This is a genomic window from Bartonella sp. AC62GZZY (assembly GCF_042196525.1).
GTDB lineage: Bacteria > Pseudomonadota > Alphaproteobacteria > Rhizobiales > Rhizobiaceae > Bartonella.
This window is the reverse complement of record NZ_JBHIQN010000003.1, coordinates 187823-212777: the sequence shown is the minus strand read 5'-3', so window position 1 is coordinate 212777 and position 24955 is coordinate 187823. Positions and strand designations below refer to the sequence as shown.

Here is a 24955-nt window from a genome sequence, read left to right as displayed (position 1 = left end):
AAACCATTATTTCTTTTATCCTTTATCAAGGAAGAGAAGAGATGGGTTATTGAAATATTTATGATGAAAAAAAAATTCTTGTTTGTAATAATAGCAGCTTTTTTAGAAGCAGATTATGTTCTAGCTTCGGGGTGTGCTGAATTAGGTAAGAAGGCTGCTGCGCAAGAGAGTGGGGTTCTCGTCCGTTCAAAACCGGTTGTTCAGGATGGAAAGGACATGTGTGCAATTGTGGTTGTTGTACCAGCCCGTAATGGTGAAAAATTACGTCGTGTTGAGTTTTTTGTTCCTGCTGATTAGTTTTTGGCAGATGGTGTTGTGATGCGTATCTTAATCGTTGAAGATGATCGGAATCTTCACCATCAATTAGCAGAAGCTGTAAGACGTGCAGGATATGTTTCCGATAGTGCTTTCGATGGTGAAGAGGCTTATTTTTTAGGTAGCACAGAGTCTTACGACGCGGTGATACTTGATATAGGTTTACCGCAGATTGATGGTATTAGTGTTGTTGAAAAGTGGCGTCAAGAAGGGCTCTCCATGCCTGTTTTAATGCTAACAGCGCGAGACCGTTGGTCTGATAAGGTGCACGGTATTGATGCTGGAGCTGACGATTATGTTGTGAAGCCATTTCATTTGGAGGAAGTGATGGCGCGCTTGCGAGCATTAATTCGTCGCACTACGGGACATGCGACGAGTGCATTATGTTGCGGAAATGTTTTGTTGGATACAAAGACGTCTCGTGTTTTTGTGGATGGTCAATTGATTAAACTAACATCTTATGAATTCAGACTGCTTTCGTATCTCATGCATCATTGTGACAGGGTCATTTCAAGAACAGAGCTTACTGAACATCTTTATGATCAGGATTTTGATAAGGACTCGAATACAGTGGAAGTCTTTGTAGGTCGGTTACGGAAAAAGCTTGGAGTGGATTTGATTGAAACTATTCGAGGAATGGGATATCGCGTGAGAACGCGAGGTGATTAATGAATGTTTTTGAAGAGAATAATTGGTATAGGAGGTTCTTTTTTGTAATTACTCGATCTCTCAGTTTACGTGTTATGATCTTATCAACATTATGGGTTGTTATTTCTCTTTTATCGATTTCTGCAGTAAGTATTTTATTTTATAAGCGTTCAACTGAACAAAGCCTAGAGCGTATCCTTTCTGCTCAACTCTACAGTCTTATTGCAACAGTGACGGTGTCATCGGAAGGTACCTTGATAGGAGGGGCTGGGATTGATGATATTCGTTATTCTGATCCAACAACAGGATGGTATTGGGAAGTTGTTTCGATATCCCATAATTTAAAAGGAAGATTGACATCTCCTTCATTGGGAACAGGCGAGATATTTACACCAAGTGATGTTGATATACCTTTTGACAATAAATTCTTTCGCTCTTATCGGATAACGGGGAACAATGGTCAAAAGCTACAAGTGATTGAGAGTGATGTTGTTCTTGATAATAAAAATCATATTGCACGTTTTCGGCTTGTTGGGAATATCGATGAAGCTCATGCCCAGGTAAAGGGATTTAAGCGAACTTTGCAAATTTTTCTTTGGAGTTTCGGTCTCGGGAGTGTTCTTATTAATATTGCTATTATTTTCTTTAGTTTTCAACCGTTAAAGCTTATTCGACGTGCATTGAATGATATTCGCGAAGGAAGAGTTCATTATGTGAATACGGATTTAGTAAGCGAAGTGATGCCGCTTGTACAAGAGATGAATGCTCTCATTAATAATAATCAGCGTATTATCGAGCGATTTCGCACACAGGTTGGTAATCTCGCGCATTCATTGAAGACGCCTCTATCCGTGATTATGAATGAGACAGATAAGATGCGCGGAGAAAAGGCTAGTTTGTTGAGAGAGCAAACGCAAATAATGCAAGCTCAAATCAATCATTATCTTCAGCGTGCGCGGATTGCAGCACAATGCGATAGTGTTGTCTATCATACGTCTGTTCGCAGTGTGCTTGAACGCTTGGTGCGGGTTATGAAAAAGCTTAATCCTGAAAAACAAATTCAATTTATTATGGATGTTGATGATATTGTTTTTTCTGGAGAGAAGGAAGATTTAGAAGAAATTATAGGAAATTTGATTGAAAATGCTACTCAATGGTCTCGCGCAAAGGTTTTGATCTCTTGTTGTTTAGAAGAAAATGCTGAAGAAACAGAATATTTTAGTATCTTTGTAGAAGATGATGGTCCTGGTTTAACAGAAGACAAAATTGATGAGGCATTAAAAAGAGGGCGGCGCTTTAATGAAAGTAAACTAGGGTCAGGCTTAGGGTTAGCAATTGTTTCAGATATGGTCAGTGAATATGGAGGCAATCTCTTTTTATCACGTTCTGATTTGGGTGGGTTGTATGCAAAAGTTTTATTACCTAAGATGGGAGAATAACATATTTTCTCCTTAAGCAAGAAATGTCTATAAATTTTGTAAAGCAGTATTTTCAGACAATACATTAAAGAGTAAGGAAACATTGTTTTTAGTTTCTTTGTTTAATTGATATATATATAATAGATTTTATAATATTCTCCATGAAAAAATGAATTTTTATTAATTCACATCACTCTTCTTATGAAGAGGATAAAAGGTAAGCGAGAGATTCTCTGTTGGTATTGGAAAAAAGTGATATGCTCTTATTCATTTTTGCAGCATTTTTTCTGGCTTTTCTGGCAAGTGTTCTTTTTCTTTCACTCCGTTTTGACGATAGGATAAAGAAAGAAGGAAAAGTTCAAACCATGGATGGTGATAGAAGCCATAGGCATACGATTGAGTGTAACAAGCTTTATATGCATTATAAAAAAAGGAATATTCTTAAGGCCTTAAGTGTTTTATTTGTTCTTCTCATCACATGGAGTATTTATGGGCTGACAGGTAATCCGGAAGTGAAAAGCTATTTTTTTAGCGAATTAATGGATAAAGATCCTAAAATTCTAAGTCAGCAAGAAAAGCTTGTTCGCTTACAAGTGCTGTTTTTCCGATCACCTCGTGATGGCAAGCTCGCAGATGCGTTAGCGGTAGGCTATCTTGAAGAGCGCCATTTTCAAGAGGCGGTCAATGCTTATTTAGATGCACTTCGTTTGAATGGAGAGACAGCTCCAAGGCTTGTAGGATATGGTTTAGCATTGGTTGGTTATGAAGGAGGCATGATAACGCAAGAAGCACAAAATGCTTTTCAAAAAGCAGCGGATTTAGCGCCAACAGATTTTTATCCACGTTTATTGTTGGCTGATGCATTGCATCAAGCAGGAAAAACTGCGCAGGCAGTGCAATTTTTACAAAGCTTTCTTGACACAATGCCTGAAAATTTTTCAGGACGATCACGTGTTGAAAAAATGATGATTCAGTTACGTGATTTATCGAGTGGGCCATACAAAGAAAAGGAATAGGCGTCAATTGAGATGAGAAAATAAAAGAGAAAAGCTGTTTAGGAAGATAAAAGAGGGGGGCATTCTAGAAGAGAAAGGTATGTGTAGAGACGATTAAAGAACAGAAATGAAGAATGGAAAGAGCGCAATATAAGTGGTTATATATTAAATAAAAATTGGTGAAAAAAGTAAGAAAGCTATTGGTAAGCTTATTAGCAAAGGTGAGAGATTGGATAAAAAGTTGCACCTATGTAGAAGATGTGCAAAGCTCTTAAAAAATAAAATATTGATACTTAATTATAACGTATTTAAAATTTTTTCGCAGAGTGTCTATGAACAATCAATCTTTAAAAAGTTCTACTTCGTTGAAGGTTATTTTAGAGCAGCGAAAAAAAAAGCGCTTACTGATCATATTATTATGTTGTTTGGTTATGACAATTGCAGCAAGTCTCATAGTGTATGCAATGCGTCATGCGGTCAGTTTTTTTAGAATGCCCTCTGAAATTACAAGAGAAGATATTTTAACGGGGCGCCCTTTGCGTTTGGGTGGTTTTGTTGAAAAGGGAACTGTTCAATATGTTGGAGAGAGAGGCGTTGTTTTTTTTGTAACGGATAACAAAAAACATGAAAAAGTAGTTTTCAATGGTGCCTTACCGGATCTTTTTCGTGAAGGTCAGGGGGTGATCGTAGAAGGGCATTTCGATAAACAGGGCTTTTTTATTGGGATGCGTATTTTAGCAAAACATGATGAAACTTATATGCCTAAAGAAACAGCTGATCGTTTGAAAAAACATTACATTATGGAGAAATAATTCGATTGTGCTTGTCGAACTGGGTCATATTTTTTTAGCTGCAGCATTTTCAGTAAGCTTATTAGGGGCATTTTTACCTGCTTTAGGTTTTTGGTGGAGAGAGCGTTTGTTAATGCAAACAGTTGTTCCTCTAACATATATCACTTTTACATTACTGCTTTTATCTTTTTTAGTGATAATTTATGCTTATGTCGTATCTGATTTTTCTGTTTTGAACGTTGTTGAGAATTCTCATTCAGAAAAACCGATGCTCTATAAAATTACAGGTGTTTGGGGCAACCACGAAGGCTCTATGTTGTTATGGGTTTTAAGTCTTGCTTTTTTTAGTGCATTGATGGCTTTTTTTAACCAACATTTGCCAGAAGATTTTAAGACGCTTGTTTTAATTTGCCAAAGTTGGATTACAACTGCTTTTCTTTTATTTATTCTTTTTGTATCCAATCCATTTTTACGCGTAAATCCACCAGCATTGCAGGGAAATGGTCTCAATCCTCTTTTACAAGATATCGCATTAGCAATTCATCCACCGCTACTTTACTTAGGGTATGTCGGTTTTTCACTTTGTTTTTCTTTTGCCGTTGCGGCATTGATTATGGGACATGTTGATAGAATTTGGGCGCGTGGGATTCGTCCGTGGCTTTTACTTTCTTGGTGTTTTTTGACATTGGGTATTATGGTTGGCTCTTATTGGGCTTATTATGAGCTAGGATGGGGGGGCTACTGGTTTTGGGATCCTGTTGAAAATGTTTCGTTTATGCCTTGGCTTTCAGGAACAGCTCTTTTACATTCTATTCTTGTTCTCGAAAAACGAGAAATATTAAAAAGTTGGACTTTGTTTTTGGCTCTGCTAACTTTTTCTCTTTCTTTAATGGGAACTTTTCTTGTTCGTTCGGGACTTTTAGTTTCTGTTCATAGCTTTGCTATTGATCCAGCACGGGGGCAGGCAATTCTTGCACTTTTATTTTTCTTTACGGGAGCTGCTTTTCTTCTTTTTGCTTTGCGTACCCCTATTTTAAAAACAGAAAGATTTTTTCAACCAATTTCACGTGAAGGGTTTATTGTTTTAAATAACTTGTTACTGACAACAATAACAGCAACAGTATTGATTGGTACGCTTTATCCTTATTTTATTGAGATATTAACAGGGCAAAAAATTTCTGTAGGGGCTGCTTTTTTTAACCTTACCTGTGGACCGCTAATGGTTTTGCTGTTGTTGTTTGTTCCGTTTGGGACAATGATGGCATGGAAACGCGGTGATTTTCTTGCAGTTTTTGAACGGTTGTGGTTTGTTTTTGTATTGGTTGGTATCGTCTGTTTTATAATATTTTACGCGACATCTGTGCGTGATATTTTTGCAGTTTTAGGGATTGGGCTTTCAGCGTTTGTTTTTTTAGGCAGTTTAGCGGATCTATGGGGAAAGAGTGGATATGGCAAGAGAGCTTTTTCAGTACGCGTTAAGAGATTTCTTGGATTGCCATGGTCTACTTTTGGTGCAGCAATAGCACATATGGGATTAGGCGTTACATTATTTGGTATTGTTTGCGTGGCAAGTTTTGGGCAAGAACGTATTTTAATCATGAACGTAGGGGATAGGGTGACGATAGCGGATAAAACGCTTCATTTTGATGCAGTGTATGATGGTGTTGGTTCGAATTATTCGACAATGGAGTTTTATTTTAAAATATATGAAAATAAAAACATTGTAGGTCATGTAACAGCCTCAAAGCGATTTTATTCAAGCCAAAATACATCAACAACAGAAGTTGGTCTTAAAAATCATGGCTTATCACAGCTCTATATTGTACCGGGACATATTGATAATCGGGGTCTCGTTGTGCACATATGGTGGAAGCCTTATGTAATATGTATTTGGTTAGGGGCATTCATGATGGCTATGGGAGGATGTCTTTCTCTTTTGGGGTATTGGTTTCGCATTGGCATGTACAATAAGGTAGTGTTTGCTTTAAATTTTTGGAAAAGACATTGAGATGAAAAAAAAATTTTGGATTGTATTTTTTTTAATGGCAGCGTTTCCTTTTCGATTAGCAATAGCAGTAGAGCCGGATGAGATTTTAAAGGATAAGATTCTTGAAGCGCGAGCACGCCATATTTCATCGCATTTACGTTGTCCCGTTTGTCAAAATCAATCAATTGATGATTCAGATGCTGCTTTAGCACGTGATTTACGGCTTTTAATTCGGGAAAGGCTAAAAATGGGCTATAGTAATCAGCAAGTCACTGACTTTCTTGTTGAGCGATATGGTGAGTTTATTCTCTTGAAACCACCGTTGAATAAGATAACTTGGTTTTTATGGTTCTCGCCTTTGATCATTATTATCATTGGCGTAAGTATCATATTTTTCCACTTCAAACGGAATAATCATGAGTTATGTGAATGAAAAAGGACAGTCAAAAATGTCATTGCATTAAAAAAATGTTACATAAAAGAAAAAATAAGATTATCTGCAATGAGCAGACAATCTTATTGTAATTATATTAGGGAATACTGAAACCTTACAAAACTTTAATAATTTAGACAGAAAACGGTAAGGTCTGGTATTTTATAAGTGATCGGAATTGAAATAAAGGTATGATTGAATAGGAGCATAGAATAAATGGTTAAAAAGGCTTTCTTTAAAACGTTTGTCGCAGTGAGTTTTTCTGCGATATTGGAAAGTGCACTGTTTTTTAGTGGATGTACATCAAGCTTGTGGATGACAAAGGCTCATGCAAGTTCTGTATTTACTTCGTTAATGCAACAACAGGGATTTGCCGATATTGTTGCTCAAGTGAAACCAGCCGTTGTAGCAGTACAAGTAAAGAGCAATAAAAAGAAAGAAGATAGGTTCTTTAGCAACTTTTTTAGTGGTCCAGGACTTGATCAATTACCAGATCAGCATCCTTTAAAAAGATTTTTTAAAGAGTTTTATGATTTTGATAAACCTAAAAATAAATTTCCGCACCAATCGCATAGACTCCGTCCTGTTGCTTTTGGATCGGGTTTTTTTATTTCATCTGATGGTTACATTGTGACCAATGATCATGTGATTTCTGATGGAACAAGTTATACTGTTGTTCTTGATGATGGTACAGAATTGAATGCAAAGCTCATTGGGAAAGATCCCAAAACCGATCTTGCCGTATTAAAAGTGAATGATAAAAGAAAATTTTCTTATGTTGATTTTGGTGATGATTCAAAGCTTCGTGTTGGGGATTGGGTTGTTGCCATTGGAAATCCATTTGGTCTTGGTGGAACTGTGACAGCAGGTATTGTTTCTGCACGTGGACGTGATATTGGCACTGGTGTGTACGATGATTTTATTCAGATTGATGCTGCTGTTAATAGAGGAAACTCTGGTGGTCCAACGTTTGATCTTAATGGAAAGGTTGTTGGGGTTAATACAGCAATTTTTTCTCCTTCTGGAGGAAATGTTGGGATTGCTTTTGCTATTCCAGCAGCGACTGTAAAACAGGTTGTACAACAACTTATTGAAAAAGGTTCAGTTCAACGTGGTTGGTTAGGTGTTCAGATTCAGCCGGTAACAAAGGAGATTTCTGATTCAATAGGTTTGAAAGAAGCCAAAGGCGCTTTGGTTACTGATCCGTTAAAAGGACCGGCAGAAAAGGCTGGTATTAAAGCGGGTGATGTCATTATTTCAGTGAATAATGAAAAAGTTGCTGATGCGCGTGAGCTGGCGAAACGTATTGCAAATATTAAACCAGGAGAAATGGTAACCATAGGGATTTGGAGATCAGGTAAGGAGGAGAGCATCAAGGTTAAACTCGCTTCAATGTCTGAAGATGAAAGTAAGAAAGAGACTTCAAAATATTCAAATGGACAGAGTGATTTAGATGAAACATTGGAAGATTATGGTCTGATTGTTATGCCTTCTGATGATGGTGTAGGGGTTGTCGTAACGGATGTCGATACCGATTCAGATGCTGCAGATAAAGGGATACGCCCTGGTGATATCATTGTGACAGTAAATAATAAACCGGTTAAACGAATCTCTGATATTATTAACACAATCAAAAATGCTCAGCAGTTAGGACGAAAAGCTATACTCTTACAAGTGCGAACAAATGATCAAAATCGTTTTGTTGCTCTTCCAATTTTCAAAAAATAAAGCTTTAGTTGTAGGACAAATGTTTATTAAATATTTGTCCTACAACATAATAAAATAATGGAGATACGTTTTATGAAGATACTCGTTATTGAAGATGATCATGAGACGGGGCATTATCTCGAAAAAGCATTTTTGGAAGTAGGGCATTCTGTTGATGTTGCTTATGATGGAGATACGGGATATGCTTTAGCAACCACGGAAAATTATGACGTTATGGTTGTTGACCGAATGCTTTTGCATCGTGATGGTCTTTCTATTATTGCTGAATTGCGCGCTAAAGGCAATGAAACACCAGTTCTTATTCTGTCTGCTTTAGGGCAAGTTAATGATCGTGTAACGGGGCTGCGTGCAGGGGGAGATGATTATTTGACAAAGCCTTATGCTTTTTCTGAACTTCTTGCGCGTGTTGAAGTTTTACAACGGCGGAAAAATCCTAAAGAAGCAGAAACTGTTTACTGTGTAGGTAATCTTGAGCTTGATCGGTTAGCACATACGGTAAAACGGGGTGATAGAAACATTCTATTGCAACCACGAGAGTTTCGTTTGCTTGAATATTTGATGCGTTATGCGGGGCAGGTTGTTACACGCACTATGCTTTTGGAAAACGTTTGGAATTACCATTTTGATCCACAAACGAATGTCATTGATGTCCATATCTCTCGTTTGAGAGCCAAAATTGAAAAAGATTTTGATGTTCCCCTTCTCCATACAGTGCGTGGAGCTGGATATATGCTCAAAGTACCAGATAACAAAGCATGAATCGTTTGATTAATATAATGCGCACGACGGCGCTAAGGCTTTCAGCACTTTACATTTTATTGTTTGGATTGGTGGCAACAGGACTTTCGATTTATATGACGGCATTTTCTGCTTCATTGTTAACAGAGCAAACTGAACAGGCTTTACATGAAGAATTAAAGTATATTGAAAATGCTTATAATTATGGGGGATTATCCTTATTAATGCGCACTATTGATTATCGTTCAAGACAACCAGGAGCATTTCTTTATCTTGTTACAGATTCTATGGGGCGTATTTTAGCAGGAAATGTAGCGCGTATTGAATTAGGTCTTTTGAATCAGAGTGGTTTTATTTCTACCTCTTTTTTGTATTCCCGTTTTGGAGAACATGGCAAAACAAGTGAACATCGCGCTTTGGCGGTTATTGTTGACTTGCCTAATGCTATGAAGATTCTTATAGGACGTGATTTGGATGAGCCAGAACGTTTTGCAGTGGTTATTCGCAAAGCTGTGATCATTGCACTTGCTGCAATGGTTGGAGGCGCTTTACTCATATGGTTTTTTGTTGGCAGGAGAGCTTTACAAAGGATTGATCATGTAACGGCTGCATCACAGCGTTTGATGGATGGTGATTTCAGTGGGCGTTTACCTGTTTCTGGAGTAGGGGATGAGTTTGATCGATTGTCAACCAATCTTAATGTTATGTTAGACCGCATTGAAGAGTTAAATATTGGTTTACGTCAAGTATCAGATAATATTGCTCATGATCTGAAAACGCCGTTAACACGTCTTAGAAATCGCGCTGAAGAGGCGCTTTCAGGAAATAAGACAAAGCTTGAATATCGTCAGGTCCTTGATAGGGTTATTGCAGAATCAGATCAACTTATTTGTACTTTCAATGCGATTTTAATGATTTCACGTATTGAGGCCAGCAGTACAATTGAACATCTTGAAATGATTAATATGAAACTGATCATTGAGGATGCTGTTGAGCTTTACGAACCTTTTGCTGAAGAGTCAGGTGTTTTACTTCAGTTGGGAGATATATTTGATAAAGAGCTAAAATTGAATCGTGAGCTTGTTGCACAATCAATTTTTAATCTTATAGATAATGCAATTAAATATGCGCCTAAAGGTGGAAGGCAAGCGAAGGTTTTCTTATCAATGGAATATCGTGATGAACATTTATTAGTTGTTGTGAGCGATAATGGACCAGGAATAGCAGAGGATAAACGTGAAAAAGTGACAGAACGATTTGTTCGTCTTGAAGAAAGCCGCACACAACCTGGGTTTGGGATTGGTTTAAGTATAGCAAAAGCGGTTATGAAGCTTCATGGGGGTGAATTGTTACTTGAAAATGCAAATCCAGGGCTTAGGGCTATTTTGTTATTTCCTTAAAGATATTTTTCTTCACTTTTCTCTTTTCATACGTAATAACTATTTTAAAAGTATAAAGCAATAGAAAGGAAAGCAAAATGCTTTTCAAGGGAGCGCAGACGAAACAAGCTTTTTTAAAAACACAGCTTCTTTCTTTATGTCCTCTCGATAAAAGTGGTTCCCAATGGTTAAAAGACATGGAAGAACAAGCAAGGAAAGAAGGTTTAGAATCGCTTGTTTCCATCATTTCAGAGAGTGGAACGCAGATTGATTTTATCAGTTCGGTTATGACCTTATCTCCTTTTTTGCGTGAGGTTTTAATTGCCAATCCATCATATCTTAGTGTTTTATTAAATGTTGATATAGAAACAAGGCTGAGCGAAATTATAGATGATATTACGGCTATTGATAAGGATGAATCTATAAATGAAACTTCATTGATGGCTGCTTTAAGGCGCAAAAAACGAGAAGCGCATGTTCTCATTGCTTTAGCTGATTTGGGAGGTGTTTTTACTTACGAAATTTCATGTGCTTGGTTGACACGTTTGGGCGAAGCAGCATTAAGTGTAGCACTACGTTTTCTATTAAGAGAAGCGCATGATCATGGTAAGATTAATTTGCTAAGCCGCGAAAATCCAGAAAAAGACTGTGGTTTAATTATTTTAGGGATGGGAAAGCTAGGAGCAGGGGAACTTAATTATTCTTCTGATATTGATCTTATTGTTTTCATTGATGAAACATCACCTCATATTGGTAATCTTTCTGAAAGTGTTGACGTATTTTCTAAAATGGTACGCCGATTAATCCGTATCATTCAAGAACGCACTGCGGAAGGATATGTTTTTCGTCTTGATTTTCGTCTTCGTCCAGATCCAGGATCAACCCCTTTGGCCTTACCAGTAAGGACTGCATTGCGTTATTACGAAGGGCGTGGGCAAAATTGGGAACGAGCAGCCATGATTAAAGCACGTCCAGTTGCTGGTGATAAGAGGGCAGGTTTTAACTTTCTCAAAGAGCTTTTTCCCTATGTGTGGCGGAAATATTTAGATTACGCTGCTATTGCTGATATTCATTCGATCAAACGTCAAATTCATGCGCATAAAAATTATGGTCAAATTGCAGCTTATGGGCATAATATAAAGTTAGGTCGTGGGGGTATTCGTGAGATTGAGTTTTTTGTTCAGACACAACAACTCATTGCTGGTGGACGTTTTCCTCAATTACGTGGACGTCAGACAGTTGCAATGTTAGCAGAACTTCACACGCTTGGTTGGATCAGTGAAAAAACGAGAAATAGCCTTATAAAAAGTTATGCATTTCTTCGAAATGTGGAACATCGTATTCAAATGCTTTTCGATGAACAAACACATCTTCTTCCAAATGATACTGTTCAATTCACGAGTGTTGCCTATTTAATGGGCTATCAAGACAGTAGCAGTTTTATCCGTGATTTATTAAAAACACTTCAGGTTGTTGAAAAACATTATGCTGCACTGTTTGAGAATGAGCAAGAACTTGGTTTAGAAATTGGTAATTTAGTTTTTACAGGTGAAGAAGATGATCCAGAGACATTAATAACGTTAAGCCGTTTAGGCTTTGAAAGAGCAAGTGATATTTGTCGTATTATGCGCACCCTTCACTGTGGTCGTTATAAAGCAACGCAATCAGCCGAAGCACGCGAGAGATTAACGGAATTAACGCCAGCTCTTTTGAAAGCTTTTGGCGCGACAAAGCGAGCTGATGAGGCGATGTTGCGTTTTGATAGTTTTTTACAGGGCTTACCCTCAGGAATTCAACTTTTTAGTCTTTTGCAATCTAATCCCTCTCTTTTGGATATGCTTGTCCTTATTATGGGGGCTGCTCCACGTCTTGCAGAAATTATTGCACGCAGGTCCCATGTTTTTGATGGAATGTTAGATCCGAATATTCTTTCAGAATTACCGACCAAAATGTACTTAGAAAAACGGCTTGAATATTTTCTTGAAAATGTTCTTTCTTATGAGGAAATTCTTGACCATTTAAGAATTTTTGCAGATGAACAACGTTTTTTGATTGGTATTCGAATTTTGAATGGTACAATTACAGGAGAAAGAGCGGGTTTTGCTTTTACTGCGCTTGCTGATCTTATGATTACAAAAACATTTGCTACCGTTCAAGAGGAATTTTCTCGTCTTCATGGTCGTATTAAAGGGGGGCGTGTTGGCATATTGGGTATGGGGAAGCTTGGAAGTCGCGAATTAACGGCAGATTCTGATGTTGACCTCGTTTTGCTTTATGAACATGATGATGATGCAGAAATATCTGATGGAGAAAAGCCTCTTTATATCTCTCAATATTATACGCGTTTAGCACAGCGCCTCGTTTCTGCTTTATCCACTCTTACAAGCCAAGGTGTTCTTTATGTCGTTGATTTAAGATTACGGCCATTAGGCAATAAAGGACCTATTGCTGTTTCTTTTCCATTTTTTAAAAAGTATTATCGCCAAGAAGCATGGATATGGGAATATCTTGCTTTAACAAGGGCTAGAGGCATTGCAGGAGATCCTGATTTTTTACAAAAGCTAGAAAATGAAGTGTGTGCAATTATTGCTATTTCTCGTGATAAGAAGGAAGTTGCAAAAGAAGTATGTGAAATGCGTTCCTTGATTGCAAAAGAAAAGCCGCCAAAAAATCAATGGGATTTAAAAACGATGTCTGGTGGCATTATGGATTTGGAGTTTATTGCTCAATTTTCTCTTATTACGCATGTCATTGAGTTTCACATTGGAGAGACGACAGCAGATATTTTAGATAATTTACCAAATAGTTTTCTTAATCAGTCATGTGTTGCTGATTTACATTATGCCTATGGTCTCTATACAAATTTGAGTCAAATTATACGACTTTGCTTAAATGATTCTCTTGATCCCAATGATATGCCAGCTGGATTAAGTGATCTTTTGTTAAAGAGTGTTGGGGAACCTGATTTGCTTCGTGTTGAAAAATTAATTGCAGAAACTGGGCAATTAGTCTGTTCAGTTTTTACGAAAGTCATGAAACATTAAATGTATTTTATAATGCTTTTATGAAATTATTGAATGCGATTATTAGATAAAATCATAAAAAGATATTATAGAAGCTTAAAAATTATTAATTCCATTTTTATATATTAATTTTGATATTTTATGTCATATAGGTTTGAGAGATCTAGAGAGTAAAAACCATTCTCTACTTATTTCTTCAAGTGTCATGAAAGAGTTTCTCTATCAAAAAAAGTCACTCTAGGTGTTATTCTTTATACAAAAAGAAATAAGGACTAGATTTTAGCGAATGATGTTGCTCATGTATATGATACAAGAATATGGATCAGTTATAAATCAGTAGTATTATATTAGATATACTTATCAAGTTAGAGATATTAAACACAATAATTATATTCAATAATGTTTTTATCATATTAGATTTATATAAAATATTATAGAGGTAGTGGATATATATTATTTATTATTATAAAAATATATTGAAGTAAATATGATAAAAAGTTTTATTGATTATATATCTCATTTTTTAAACAAAATTGATATTGGAGTTGTTTATATTATTATGGATAATAATGAAATATCCATCTATGAAAGCTATTATAAAGTAATAATTTAAGAAAATTATAAATAATTTTTTTAAAGTATTTATAATAATTATTTATTAAAAAATAATTTTATTTTTAAATAGGAGTTTAAAGTTTTTAACTGTGTCATTTTTGCTATAGATTTTTTGCAAAAAATGTGAAACGATTTACTATTATTTATGTATCACATTAGCTTTTAGGGGAGCAATTATGATTACAAAGTATTTAATCTCAACATCTATATTTTCTTTAATTTCAATTTCTATCGTACAGGCAGCGGATAGCGTTATTCCTGAACAGCCTGTTCCTGTTATTGCAGCGCCTTCTTTTTCTTGGACAGGATTTTATCTTGGAGGGCAGATTGGAAACTTTTCAGGCAAAACGACTGCAAGTTATTTAAAAAAAGAGACAGGGATATGGAATCCAGTTGGAAAAGAGAATTTGCCTAAACTTTCTGGTTTTATCGGGGGCGTTTATGCAGGTTCCAATATTGATATCGATAATGGTTTTATTATAGGTATTGATACGGATGTTATGTGGTCTAATAAAAAAAGTACGAAGGATATCCCTCTACCAAAAAATAAACCTGAAGGAATAGCAAAATCTTTAGAAAGAACAGGTTACACGAGAGATTCTCATGAGGAGGAATCTCCAGCGTTACCTATTGAGGCTATACAGCATACTTTAAAACAAAAATGGTCAGGTGCTACGCGAGTGAAAGTTGGTTTTGCACTTGAACGTATGATGCCTTATGTTTCTGGAGGAATTGCTTATACGCAACTTCAGAATATTTTTGCGGCAGTAGCTGATAGCAAAAATGGAGAAGTTGATTTTTCTGATTGGTTGCATGATGAAAAAAAGACCATGATTGGTTATACCCTTGGAGGTGGTATTGATTTTGCAATGACTGATAATATTATTGTACGTGCAGAATATCGTTATTCAGATTTTGGCAAAAAGAAATTCATACAGGATAAATTTGAAATGGGCTACAAGACAAACGATTTCCGTGTGGGGGTAGCTTATAAATTTTAATTTTTTGCAGAATTAAACACTTCAAAAGTCTCATTTTCGAATGAGGCTTTTGTTTTTCAGATATGTTCTAGTAAATATCCTTTACTCAAAAAAGCTACTATTTTATTCGAACAATACTTTGATTTGTAAATATAAATTACTTTTTGTCATGTTGAGTGAGAGACCCAAGTGTCATAAGATTTTCTCATTTTTAACCTATACCATATTGAACCAATCTAAACCATGTCTTTTGTACATCAAAAAGAGGGAGATTCGTGAGATAAAAACATTCAAGAAAGAATAAAAATGCTTCTTATGAACCATCTTAAGTGCTAAAGACTTTCGCTACATTAGGGGGGTGGCGAAGTATGAGATTTGATACGAGCTTGCTTTTCCATAAACGTGAAGATGGTGTTGCTAAATGGACTTAACATTACATCATTCCTAGGTGCCGTCGGGAAATGGGTTTGGGTGCTTTAAAAGATGCTTTTTTAAACCAACATGTGAATTGGCAAGCTAATGGCATTTTATTTTATTTGAAAGATTTCTCATACAATCAACTTTTCTGTTTTGCGGTATCGTAAAATATTTTATTTAATAACAAAAAGCTCGCAAAAAATTCTAAAGAACATAAAATTACATCCACAATGTAACTCAATAATAAAATAATTATAAAGAGTATTATAAAGTGATTTATAGGAAAAAATAGATGAAAAATTAGGAATTTATTGAGACATAAAAAATATTATTACCTATGTTTTTTATCGAAACATAATCTATTATTTTTCCTAAATTTTTAATGTACGATAATAAATTTTGAGTGAAATAGTAATGGATCATTTCAAATCTATTTACGATAAATCAATCAACATCATTTGTTTATGAATCACAAGTATATTGGGTTATTTAAATTATATAATTTAGTTATTATTTGGCTTTTTTAGCCATTGATTTTCAGGCATAGAAGCTGAATGAGCTTCTCTATTATTCTATAAAATATCATCATTGTAATAATATAAGGATTTTACGCATTAGATGCTTTTGGAGGAGTGGATGATGAAATTCAAAGCAGGGTTTATGTGTAGAGCTTTGTGAAGTAAATCACATGTGCGATTAGCAGATGGAACCCTTGAGACAAGAATCCGAATTATTTATAAATCAGATGTGGTAGAATTTTCGTCCTTTAGGGCGGGAAGGAAGAAAACCAAAACCGATAAGTTTGTAAAAAGCTAGTCACATAAGTGGGGCTGCAGATGGAACTGTCTGAGAAAAATTGATCTATTGACAGAGAAGGTGAAACTTTATCTTTTAAGGAGAAAAAGGAAATAAGAATTATGATTTCCAAAGGGATATGAAATAAAAATATTTTCATTTTTGGTTGTTTGGGCAACTATGAAGGTGTTTAAAGATTAATTGTTTCAGTACATGCAATCTCGTTTTTGGGGTTGATAATGCTATAACGTTGTAATTGGCAATGCCATTGATTTTGTAAGCGTTCAATGGAAAATAAATTAAAACCTGCGGGCGGTTTTTTATCTCCAAAAGCTTGTGATGCGGAAGGAACACCAACAATAGGAATTTTTTTAATTGGTCCTTCAATGTAATTCAATGTGGGTAAATGAGTATGTCCGTGAAGAATAAGCTCACAACCGTGGTATTTGATAATGTCTAGAAAACGTTTTATATCCCGTAGTTTTTTATGCCAAGACGTTGCCTTTGGAAAGGGGGGGTGGTGAATCATGACGACACGAAAAAGGTTGCATTGTGCTGCTTCCTTTAAAAAGAGCGGTAAAGTTTGCGCTTGCATTTTACCAAAATAACCGGAAGCTTGAAAAGGCAATGTCGCAATGGCTGAAGAAGCTGCTATGATGGCAACATCTTTACGAATGCGCATATAAGGAAAGACGCTTTTTTGAGGGATGTCACCTGTAATCCAAGGTTTAAAAAGAGTGCATGCTTTTTGTAAAGCGCCGCGGACATAGGCATCATGATTTCCAAATGTCAAAGAAATATCTTGGGGTTGTCCTAAGTTAAGGAGCCAACGATACGCTTGTTCAAATTCCTTATCGAGAGCAAGATTGACAAGATCACCAGAGATCACCAGGTGATCAGGCTTTGTTTTTTTCAAGGCATCCATTAAAGTTTCTAAGACATTTGTTGCCATCTGACTCTTACGTTTTTTTTGCCAGTTCAGATAACCGGTAAGACGCTTCCCAGAAAGTTCAAAAAGGGAAGGTTGCGGGAGAGGGGAAAGATGTACATCCGATATATGGGCAAGATAAAACATAAAAGCTCGTAGAGTATTAAAAACGATTTAAAGAATAAACATAAGATAACTTAGTGTTTAAAGGCAAGAAAGATGGTAAAATGAAAATTAGCTTGCAAAAAAAGAATGTCTCAAACGGAATGTTCCAAATAGAATATCCCTAATAAAATATCATTGTGTCGTACATTCACATATTTGTAAAAAACATTTCTCAATGCGTTTGAGCTAATTTCAAGACGGTACTCGATATTATAATGGAAAGCTTCTGTGAACTATATAGGGCTTACTGTACACTACCATCTCTACGCTTATACAAGGTGCAAATAAAAAACATCATACTATTTTCCCCCAATTTTATGAAAATTCTTGCTTTGCTTTAAGAGGATTCATAAGAGGTATTTCACTCTTTTCTTCAATGGTTTCTATCCATACAGCATTTCTTCTAATAATACGCAAGAGAATGTTTTTTATTATTTTAATATGAGGATATTGGAAATAAGGAGAATTCCACTGTATTTTTAGTTATAAATCAATACGTTATATAATTATAAAAGACAAGTAAATACGTAAAAGGATAAGCTAAATTTAAAAACTATTATACTAAATTTCAGATTTTTTAACGGCCTTCACGATACCACATGCTGCTCAACAGTAAAAGGCAGGCAAGCAGTGCAAAAAAGCCAGAAAATATCGAAAAATAAAAGGTATTGATTAAACGGGTTTCGGTTGCTTCTTTCAGAACAATTGAATGTGCTGGGGAAGAGGACGGACTTTTTTTTGATTGAATCAGCTTGAATGGAGGAAGATGAAAATTTTCTTTTCCCTCAGGGTGTAAACGTCCGATGTAGCCACCAGTGTGCTTAATAATGGGGGCCAGTTTTTCTTGTGTTGAAGTCAAGTCAAACAACTCAAGATTATCGAGCATCCCTACAGAAGAAAGTATTGTTAAATCGCCATTTTTAATGGTAAAAACTCCTGTCTCATCAGTGGTCACAGTTGCAGTAAAAAGGCCTTCTTGTTCTTTGGTGAGAGTAATATTTTCTTTTTTTCCAGAGGGAAAGATTATTTCGACGGGCTCTGGATGCTCTTTGAGGGTTTGGCGGCGAATTGTTAAATGATGATTGCTGCTGGTTGCACTTAATTTTTCTTCTTCAAGTTCTGGTTCTTTCATAAGCCAATGGGCAATTCGTCGATAAAGAGCAGCATAAGGACCTCCGCCTTCGAAACCTCTAGCCCAAAGCCAACTTTCATCGGAAAGCAACATGCCTACACGCCCTTTATCAACATGGGAGAGAATTAAAAGTGGTTGTTCATTGGCTCCTTTCATGAGGGCGATTCCGTTATTTATATTTTGAATAGCAATTTGTCGCAACCATTGTCCCCATTGAGAAGCTGGAAGGTTAAGTGTTGCAAGACCCCTTGTGACAGGATGGCGCTCACCTTCTTTGGTTAATGTGGGGCGAAAAGGTTTTTCAATAATAGTTCCATTGGGCAATGCCGGTAGAATGCTTATTAAAGGTGTTTTCGCAAGTGAGTTTTTTTGGGTAAATTCAGGTCCTGTTACCATCAACAATGCACCCCCCTTTTGTACATATTGGGCGATATAATCATAATAGATTAAGGGGAGAACAGTAGAGTGCTGGTAGCCATCAAGGATGATGAGATCAAAGTTATTAATTTCTTCAACAAAGAGTTTTCTTGTGGGAAAGACCACTAAGGATAATTGGCTTGAGGGCGTATTATCTGCTTTGGTGGGGGGACGCAAAATAGTAAAGTGAACAAGATCAATATTGGAGTCACCTTTCAAAAGGTCTCGCCATGTCCGTTCTCCATTATAAGGAGCACCTGAAATAAGAAGAACGCGTAAATTTTCTCTGATTCCTTCAATAATTGTTATAGCGCGGTTATTTTCAAAGCTTAGTTCACCTTTGTATGGATCAGTTATAACTTGGATAATATTTTTTTCAGCATGAGGAAGAGTAATTTCAGTTTGAAAAATCACGCCAGGAGTTACAGAATAATGGCCAATGTCTTGTCCATTGACGCTTAGTGTAATATTTGCTTTCTGTGGTATTGTTTTTTTGGCGGGGCCTTTATCTTCTACCAAAATGGAGAGCGTTTGTGGTTTGTTGACAAGGGCAAAGCGTGGAGGAGAAATAAACTTGATTTGGCGATCAAATTCATCTGAGTATCCTGTAATCAAAGCATTGAGAGGTGCTTCATGATGAAGATCTGATAGGTCAGGGATGTCATGCACTTGTCCATCAGTGATAAAAATGGTTCCTGCATAACGAGAGAGTGGTACATCAGATACTGCTTGTGTTAAAGTCTCAAACAAATTCGTTGAGGGCGCATACTGATTATCAGCAAGTTTTCCAGCTTCAATAAAACGTGGTTCAAATTGTGGATAATGCGCCAATACTTGAGTTAATTGCGCGCGCGCTTCATCACTGTCGTTTGTACGTGTTCCAAATGTTTGGCTTTTGCTGCGGTCAATAATAATTCCCACTGTGCTTTTCAGTGGTTCGCGCTGTTCTTTTATGATCATTGGATTAAGCAAAGCAAGGATGAGGGCGCTTAATGCCATCAGACGAAATATAGAACCTTGACGTTGCGTAACAAGACCAACAACGACAAAAAGAAAGGATATTCCGCTTAAGAGCAGAATCCAAAAGAGTGGTAAGAAAGGCTGAAAAGTGAAAAGTGGTATCATTGCCTTCTTTCTCTTTTAAAGCGTTCCAAGAGCGCAGGAACATGAACTTGGTCCGCTTTATAGTTTCCTGTAAGCACATAAAGAACAATATTTAAACCTGCGCGAAATGCCCATAGACGTTGCATTGGATCATTGGGAACAAGGGGATATTTCCATGTTCCTTTTTCATCGAGTGCCCAAGCACCGGCAAAGTTATTTGCGGTGATGAGAAGAGAACTTACGTTATCACCACTGGCAAGAGAATTTTTATTTTTTTTGTTTGTTGATGAGGATTCAACCCATAAAGGTGAACCACGGTAGAGACCAGGAAAATCTGGCATAATATAAAAGGAACGTGCAACAACGTGATCGGTTGATGCTGGCTCAATGGATGGAATATTTAATCCTTTTAAGATGGTTCGTAATCTTTGCGTTTCTGGAGTGGCATCTCCTTCAAGATTAAGATTGCTCTTTATCTGATCGCGTGTGTCAAATAAAATTGTTCCCCCATGTTTCATAAAATTATTTATTTTTTCAAGGCTTTTGGGAGTTGGTATAGGACTCTCAACATCAATTGGCCAGTAAATAAGAGGATAAAAGGAGAGTTCATCTTTATCGAGATCAAGTGCTGTAACAGAGCCAGGGGAAAGCATTGTGCGCTCTGCAATAAATTGGCTTAAGGCTTCTAGACCACTTTTACTCGTTGTATCAATTTCACGATTGTTGGTTATAACGTAGGCAAGATGTGTTGCACCAGCGGCTTGTACACTATCATGATGATTTTCTGTCGTTTGTGCATGAAGAATTGGAGCATATGCAAACAAGGCAATAAGAATTATGAGAGGGAGGAAAAACATATTATGCCGTTTATTGAAAGAAAAAATACCTCCCATCCATAAAATGAGAAAATTATCAAAGGCGAATAATAAGATGGCTAATCCTAAAAGTGGACCGGTAAGATTTTTTTCTTTTATATCGTAAGATAAAGGACTCTTGTTAAGAGAAGGTGGCAATGATGATTGTTTCATCAAGCGCGATGAATGAGTTAAGAGATTAAGCGCATAAAAATTGTTTTTGACACCATAAAGTCCTGGTGGGGTATGATAGGAAGGACGGGGTGGATTTTGAGCATCAAAGACCAGTGGAACAATATCAGAGGATGGTACTTGTAATTGTCCGTCAACGGCTATAGTTCGCCAAGGGTTTTGTACCACTGTTCTTTTTTCTCTGTGTGTTAGGTTTGTGTTTTCGTTAGAACCTAATGTGATTAATTTTTGCAGCATTTGTGCAAAAAAGCCAGAAAGAGGAAGATTAGACCATGTTGGGTCAGGAGCAACATGAATGAGAATGAGGGTTCCTTTACCACGTTTTGCTGCGGTAATAAGAGGAGTTCCATCCGAAAGGCTAAGCCACGTTTTTTCAAAAAGATCTGGGGTTGGTTCTGCGAGGATTTGGCGAGAGACAGTAACATCTCCTGGAAAGGGAAGACCAAAGAAAAAGCTATTTTTTGCAAAAGGTGCAAGCTTTTGTGGTTTTGTCCAAGACATAATACTTCCAAGGGAACGTTGGCCTGGGCGCAGTGGTATCGGAAGAAGGTTATCGTAATGTTCTGCGCTACTGAGTTTTTCTCCTGCAAAGCGGATGAGTGTTCCCCCTTTATTCACAAAATCAGAAAGTTTTTTTTCTGCATTTTCGGGCATGTTAACAATGTCACCCATAATAAAAACAGATGGATTTTGTTTAAGCAAATGATCAATATCCGTTGAAAGTTCTCTTCCACCGGCTGTTATAAGCTGTGTATGACCTTGTAAGGCTTTAATAATGTAATAAAATGGAGCAAGTAAAGGCTGTGCCATTTCATTGGTATCGGGTGAGAGAAGAGCAACACGGCTTATCCTGTTATGGCTGTCTACCAAGAAGGTTGCAGCAGCATGGTTTTGATTGTTTATTTTTATCCAAGCGATATCATTGCGTAGTTCAAGTGGTACATTAAAAGGAACAAGTACTGTTGTTTCTCCTTCAGAGAAATTGTTCGTAAATTGACCGAGAAGTTGATTATTTGAATCGTAAAGGCTGAGTATAGCGGGAGTATTACTGTGTGTTGTTGAGCGGATAATACGCGCGCCCATGTTTCCATTGTTATTTTCTATGGATGTTATGCCGGTTAAATCGGAAATATCAGTCAAATACCACAAGAAGTTTCTAGGTTTTAGTTCTTCAAGAAGAGCAAAAGCTTGCTCATCTTCATTTGTTTGTAATCCATCACTTAAATAAGCAATATCAAGAGGTTTTCCTTTGGTTATTTCGCTGAGTTTTTTGAAGGCATGCACACGGTTGACAGGCCAAGGACGCGGTTGCAAATGCATTAAATGCTGTTTTATAATCTTGGCTGGTTGGGGCTCTATATTGGAGATATCATGTTCAGCCGTTGCAACAAGATAAATATCTTTTTGCTGTTTTTCTGCCTGTGCAAGGAGTATTTCAGCGATAGAGATGCGTTTTTTCCATTCTTTTACAGAAACCCAACCATTATCAATAATGAGTGCAAGGGGTTGAGACCCAGAAAGGCTTATTGGTTTTTGATTCCAAGTGGGGCGTGCTAGAGCTATGATAACAAGTGCCGCTATGGTTAAACGCAACAAGAGCAACCACCAAGGTGTATGTTTTGCTGTTTCTTGTTGATGAGTTGGTTTGGGTAAGAAGCGAAAAGGGGGAAAAAGCTCTTTACGCGGAGATGGAGGAGTTATCCGCAATAGCCACCAAATGACCGGTAGGAACAAAAGCCCTAGTAACAGAAAGGGAGCAGCAAAACTCAAAGTGCCCTCCTTTTTTGCAATGGAGAGTCGCTCATTGTATTTGCGAGATGAAAAATGGTCTCTGTTAAAGGTTGATCCGTTGTACTAACGTGATAAGACCATCCTTGGCGTGCGCAAAAATTTACCAATTCTTGTCGCCTTGCGTGATATAGTTTACAATAGCTCTTACGAAGATCTTCTGCTTTAGTGGAAACATGTTTCTCTTTCGTTTCAGGATCCAAAAATGCTGTGTGACCTGTGTAGGGGAAGCTTTCTTCTGCGGGATCAGAAATTTCAATTAAATGAGCTGTCACCTGTTTTGTAGTTAAAACGGTTAAATGTTGGATGATTTTTTCAGGATAGTCGAGAAAATCACTCATTATAACGACATGTGAAAAGCGTGTAATCGTTGAAAAATCCGGAAATGAATTTTCATCTGAATGATTTTCTAAAGCAAAGGCTATTCGTTCTACGACATTGGATGTCATTGTGGGGGACATTAAGTTGGGAATAGCAATATGTTCGCCACTGCGTGCAAGAAGGGATGCCAAGGTAAGGGTAAGAAGAGTGGCATGATTACCTTTAGAGATTTTAGAAAAGCGCGAACAGTAATGCATTGATGCGCTCTGATCAGGACAAAGCCAAACGGTTTGTGTCATTTGCCATTCATGTTCACGGAGATATGTATTTTCATCACGCGCTGAGCGACGCCAGTCAATGCGGCTAATGGATTCTCCTTCCATATAGGGACGAAATTGCCAAAAGTTTTCCCCATTACCGCTTTTACGTTGTCTATGCCATCCGGTTATCAATGTATTAGCGATATGACGCGCTTGTAAAAGGAAATATGGCATTTTGCCAGTATCCTTATGCAGTTCATTTGCCAGCGACAATGGAGGCTTTTGTAAAACTTTTTTGCCAAGAGCCATTCAAAGAGCATCTTTCACAAGGTTATTAATAATATCTTTTACGGTTATATCTTCAGCACGGGCAGAAAAATTAAGAGCCATGCGGTGTTGTAATACGGGATAGGCCAATGCTTCAACATCATCAAGTGAAGGAGCTAAGCGTCCATAATAAAGAGCACGAGCGCGAACACAAAGTGAAAGGGCTTGTGATGCCCGTGGACCAGGTCCCCAAGAAACATAAGTATTAGCAAGGCTATTGTCTTTATGAGGGCGAGATGAGCGGACAATTTTTAAAATAGCTTCAATCACATTTTCTGAAAGAGGCATTTTGCGAACGATATTTTGAATTTTTTGCAATTTTTTGCCGGATAAAATTGGTTTTGCATTTGATTTTTTTTCTTTTGTTGTTTCTAAAATAATCCGTCGCTCTGTTGTGAGGTCAGGATAGTCAATATCGATTTGCATCAAAAAGCGATCCAGTTGTGCTTCAGGAAGTGGATAGGTCCCTTCTTGTTCGAGAGGATTTTGCGTTGCAAGAACATGAAAAGGTTGTGGCAAATCATAACGGGTACCTGCAACAGTAACATGATATTCTTGCATAGCTTGTAAAAGGGCTGACTGTGTCCGTGGGGAAGCACGATTGATTTCATCGGCCATGAGAAGTTGCGTGAAAATAGGACCTTGAATGTATCGAAAAGAACGTTTACCGTCTTTATCGGAATCCATAATTTCAGAACCAATAATATCCGATGGCATTAAGTCAGGAGTGAATTGGATGCGTTTTTCATCAAGCCCTAAGACTGTTCCCAATGTTTCAACAAGACGTGTTTTTGCAAGTCCTGGAGCACCGACAAGAAGGGCGTGACCACCAGCAAAAATAGCGATTAAAGCATATTCGATTACCTGATTTTGCCCAAAAATAACTTTGTCAATTTCTTTTTGTAAAATATCCAACTCTTTGTGTGCCGTATCAATATCATCAATAATGACTTGAGCTTCATGATTGATATTGACCTTTTTTATAGAATTGGATGATGGATCATGTTGACTCATATTTCTTCCTTAAGGCGTTTGTCGCAAAAATGGTAATTTTCTCTGCATGATAATGGATATCTTATTGTTTGTAACAGAAAATGAGAAGAAATGAAGTATCATATGCCGTTTTTTTTCATATTCATATAGAAGAGAAAAGTTTCTTTGGAAGAATAGACGTGCTTTATAAGGGATGTCTTAAAAAAATTGTT

The 24955-nt window shown here is 36.9% G+C and carries 17 protein-coding genes; 12 read left to right on the top strand and 5 right to left on the bottom strand.

Features of this window, described 5'->3' with window-relative positions:
- Window positions 1-60: 60 nt before the first annotated feature.
- The 12 genes from ACFIML_RS03715 (at window position 61) to ACFIML_RS03660 (ending at window position 15071) form a co-directional block, all read left to right on the top strand.
- A complete protein-coding gene (locus ACFIML_RS03715; protein WP_375606372.1) occupies window positions 61-297 on the top strand; it encodes a hypothetical protein in 237 nt (78 codons plus the stop codon).
- Between the two features lie 21 nt (window positions 298-318).
- The gene (locus ACFIML_RS03710; protein WP_375606371.1) at window positions 319-984 is read left to right on the top strand and encodes a response regulator transcription factor; all 666 of its coding nucleotides are present in this window, start codon (window positions 319-321) and stop codon (window positions 982-984) included.
- Window positions 984-2402, top strand: a complete 1419-nt coding sequence (locus tag ACFIML_RS03705) for an ATP-binding protein (RefSeq protein ID WP_375606370.1) — start codon at window positions 984-986, stop codon at window positions 2400-2402. Before ACFIML_RS03710 ends, ACFIML_RS03705 begins: the two co-directional genes overlap by 1 nt.
- 236 nt (window positions 2403-2638) lie before the next feature.
- Entirely contained in the window at window positions 2639-3397 is a 759-nt protein-coding gene (locus ACFIML_RS03700; protein ID WP_375607780.1) for a tetratricopeptide repeat protein, read from the top strand.
- A 311-nt stretch (window positions 3398-3708) separates the two neighbouring features.
- On the top strand, window positions 3709-4188 hold the full coding sequence (gene ccmE, locus ACFIML_RS03695) for a cytochrome c maturation protein CcmE (RefSeq protein ID WP_375606368.1): 480 nt from the start codon (window positions 3709-3711) through the stop codon (window positions 4186-4188).
- A gap of 7 nt (window positions 4189-4195) precedes the next feature.
- The gene (locus tag ACFIML_RS03690; RefSeq protein ID WP_375686391.1) at window positions 4196-6175 is read left to right on the top strand and encodes a heme lyase CcmF/NrfE family subunit; all 1980 of its coding nucleotides are present in this window, start codon (window positions 4196-4198) and stop codon (window positions 6173-6175) included.
- A 1-nt stretch (window position 6176) separates the two neighbouring features.
- The gene (locus tag ACFIML_RS03685) at window positions 6177-6587 is read left to right on the top strand and encodes a cytochrome c-type biogenesis protein CcmH (RefSeq protein WP_375606366.1); all 411 of its coding nucleotides are present in this window, start codon (window positions 6177-6179) and stop codon (window positions 6585-6587) included.
- A 216-nt stretch (window positions 6588-6803) separates the two neighbouring features.
- Entirely contained in the window at window positions 6804-8315 is a 1512-nt protein-coding gene (locus tag ACFIML_RS03680) for a Do family serine endopeptidase (RefSeq protein ID WP_375687384.1), read from the top strand.
- A gap of 72 nt (window positions 8316-8387) precedes the next feature.
- Window positions 8388-9074, top strand: coding sequence for a response regulator transcription factor (locus ACFIML_RS03675; protein ID WP_273791552.1), 687 nt, complete (start codon window positions 8388-8390; stop codon window positions 9072-9074).
- Window positions 9071-10453 carry an ATP-binding protein gene (locus ACFIML_RS03670; RefSeq protein ID WP_375687382.1) on the top strand — a complete coding sequence of 461 codons (1383 nt, stop codon included), beginning with the start codon at window positions 9071-9073 and terminating at the stop codon, window positions 10451-10453. Before ACFIML_RS03675 ends, ACFIML_RS03670 begins: the two co-directional genes overlap by 4 nt.
- Before the next feature lie 77 nt (window positions 10454-10530).
- Entirely contained in the window at window positions 10531-13476 is a 2946-nt protein-coding gene (locus ACFIML_RS03665; RefSeq protein ID WP_375606363.1) for a bifunctional [glutamine synthetase] adenylyltransferase/[glutamine synthetase]-adenylyl-L-tyrosine phosphorylase, read from the top strand.
- A 770-nt stretch (window positions 13477-14246) separates the two neighbouring features.
- Window positions 14247-15071, top strand: coding sequence for an outer membrane protein (locus ACFIML_RS03660; protein ID WP_375614411.1), 825 nt, complete (start codon window positions 14247-14249; stop codon window positions 15069-15071).
- A 1381-nt stretch (window positions 15072-16452) separates the two neighbouring features.
- Here the strand turns inward: ACFIML_RS03660 and ACFIML_RS03655 are convergent.
- The 5 genes from ACFIML_RS03655 to ACFIML_RS03635 form a co-directional block, all read right to left on the bottom strand.
- Window positions 16453-17337 carry a metallophosphoesterase family protein gene (locus tag ACFIML_RS03655; RefSeq protein ID WP_375687379.1) on the bottom strand — a complete coding sequence of 295 codons (885 nt, stop codon included), beginning with the start codon at window positions 17335-17337 and terminating at the stop codon, window positions 16453-16455.
- A 595-nt stretch (window positions 17338-17932) separates the two neighbouring features.
- Window positions 17933-20029: a glutamine amidotransferase gene (locus ACFIML_RS03650; RefSeq protein ID WP_375687377.1), complete on the bottom strand. Its 2097-nt coding sequence runs from the start codon at window positions 20027-20029 to the stop codon at window positions 17933-17935.
- Window positions 20026-22824 carry a DUF4159 domain-containing protein gene (locus ACFIML_RS03645; RefSeq protein ID WP_375687375.1) on the bottom strand — a complete coding sequence of 933 codons (2799 nt, stop codon included), beginning with the start codon at window positions 22822-22824 and terminating at the stop codon, window positions 20026-20028. Before ACFIML_RS03645 ends, ACFIML_RS03650 begins: the two co-directional genes overlap by 4 nt.
- Window positions 22821-23732, bottom strand: coding sequence for a DUF58 domain-containing protein (locus ACFIML_RS03640; protein WP_375606358.1), 912 nt, complete (start codon window positions 23730-23732; stop codon window positions 22821-22823). The genes ACFIML_RS03645 and ACFIML_RS03640 overlap by 4 nt, the downstream gene beginning before the upstream one ends.
- On the bottom strand, window positions 23733-24764 hold the full coding sequence (locus ACFIML_RS03635) for an AAA family ATPase (RefSeq protein WP_375606357.1): 1032 nt from the start codon (window positions 24762-24764) through the stop codon (window positions 23733-23735). It abuts the gene before it with no gap.
- Between the last annotated feature and the right edge of the window lie 191 nt (window positions 24765-24955).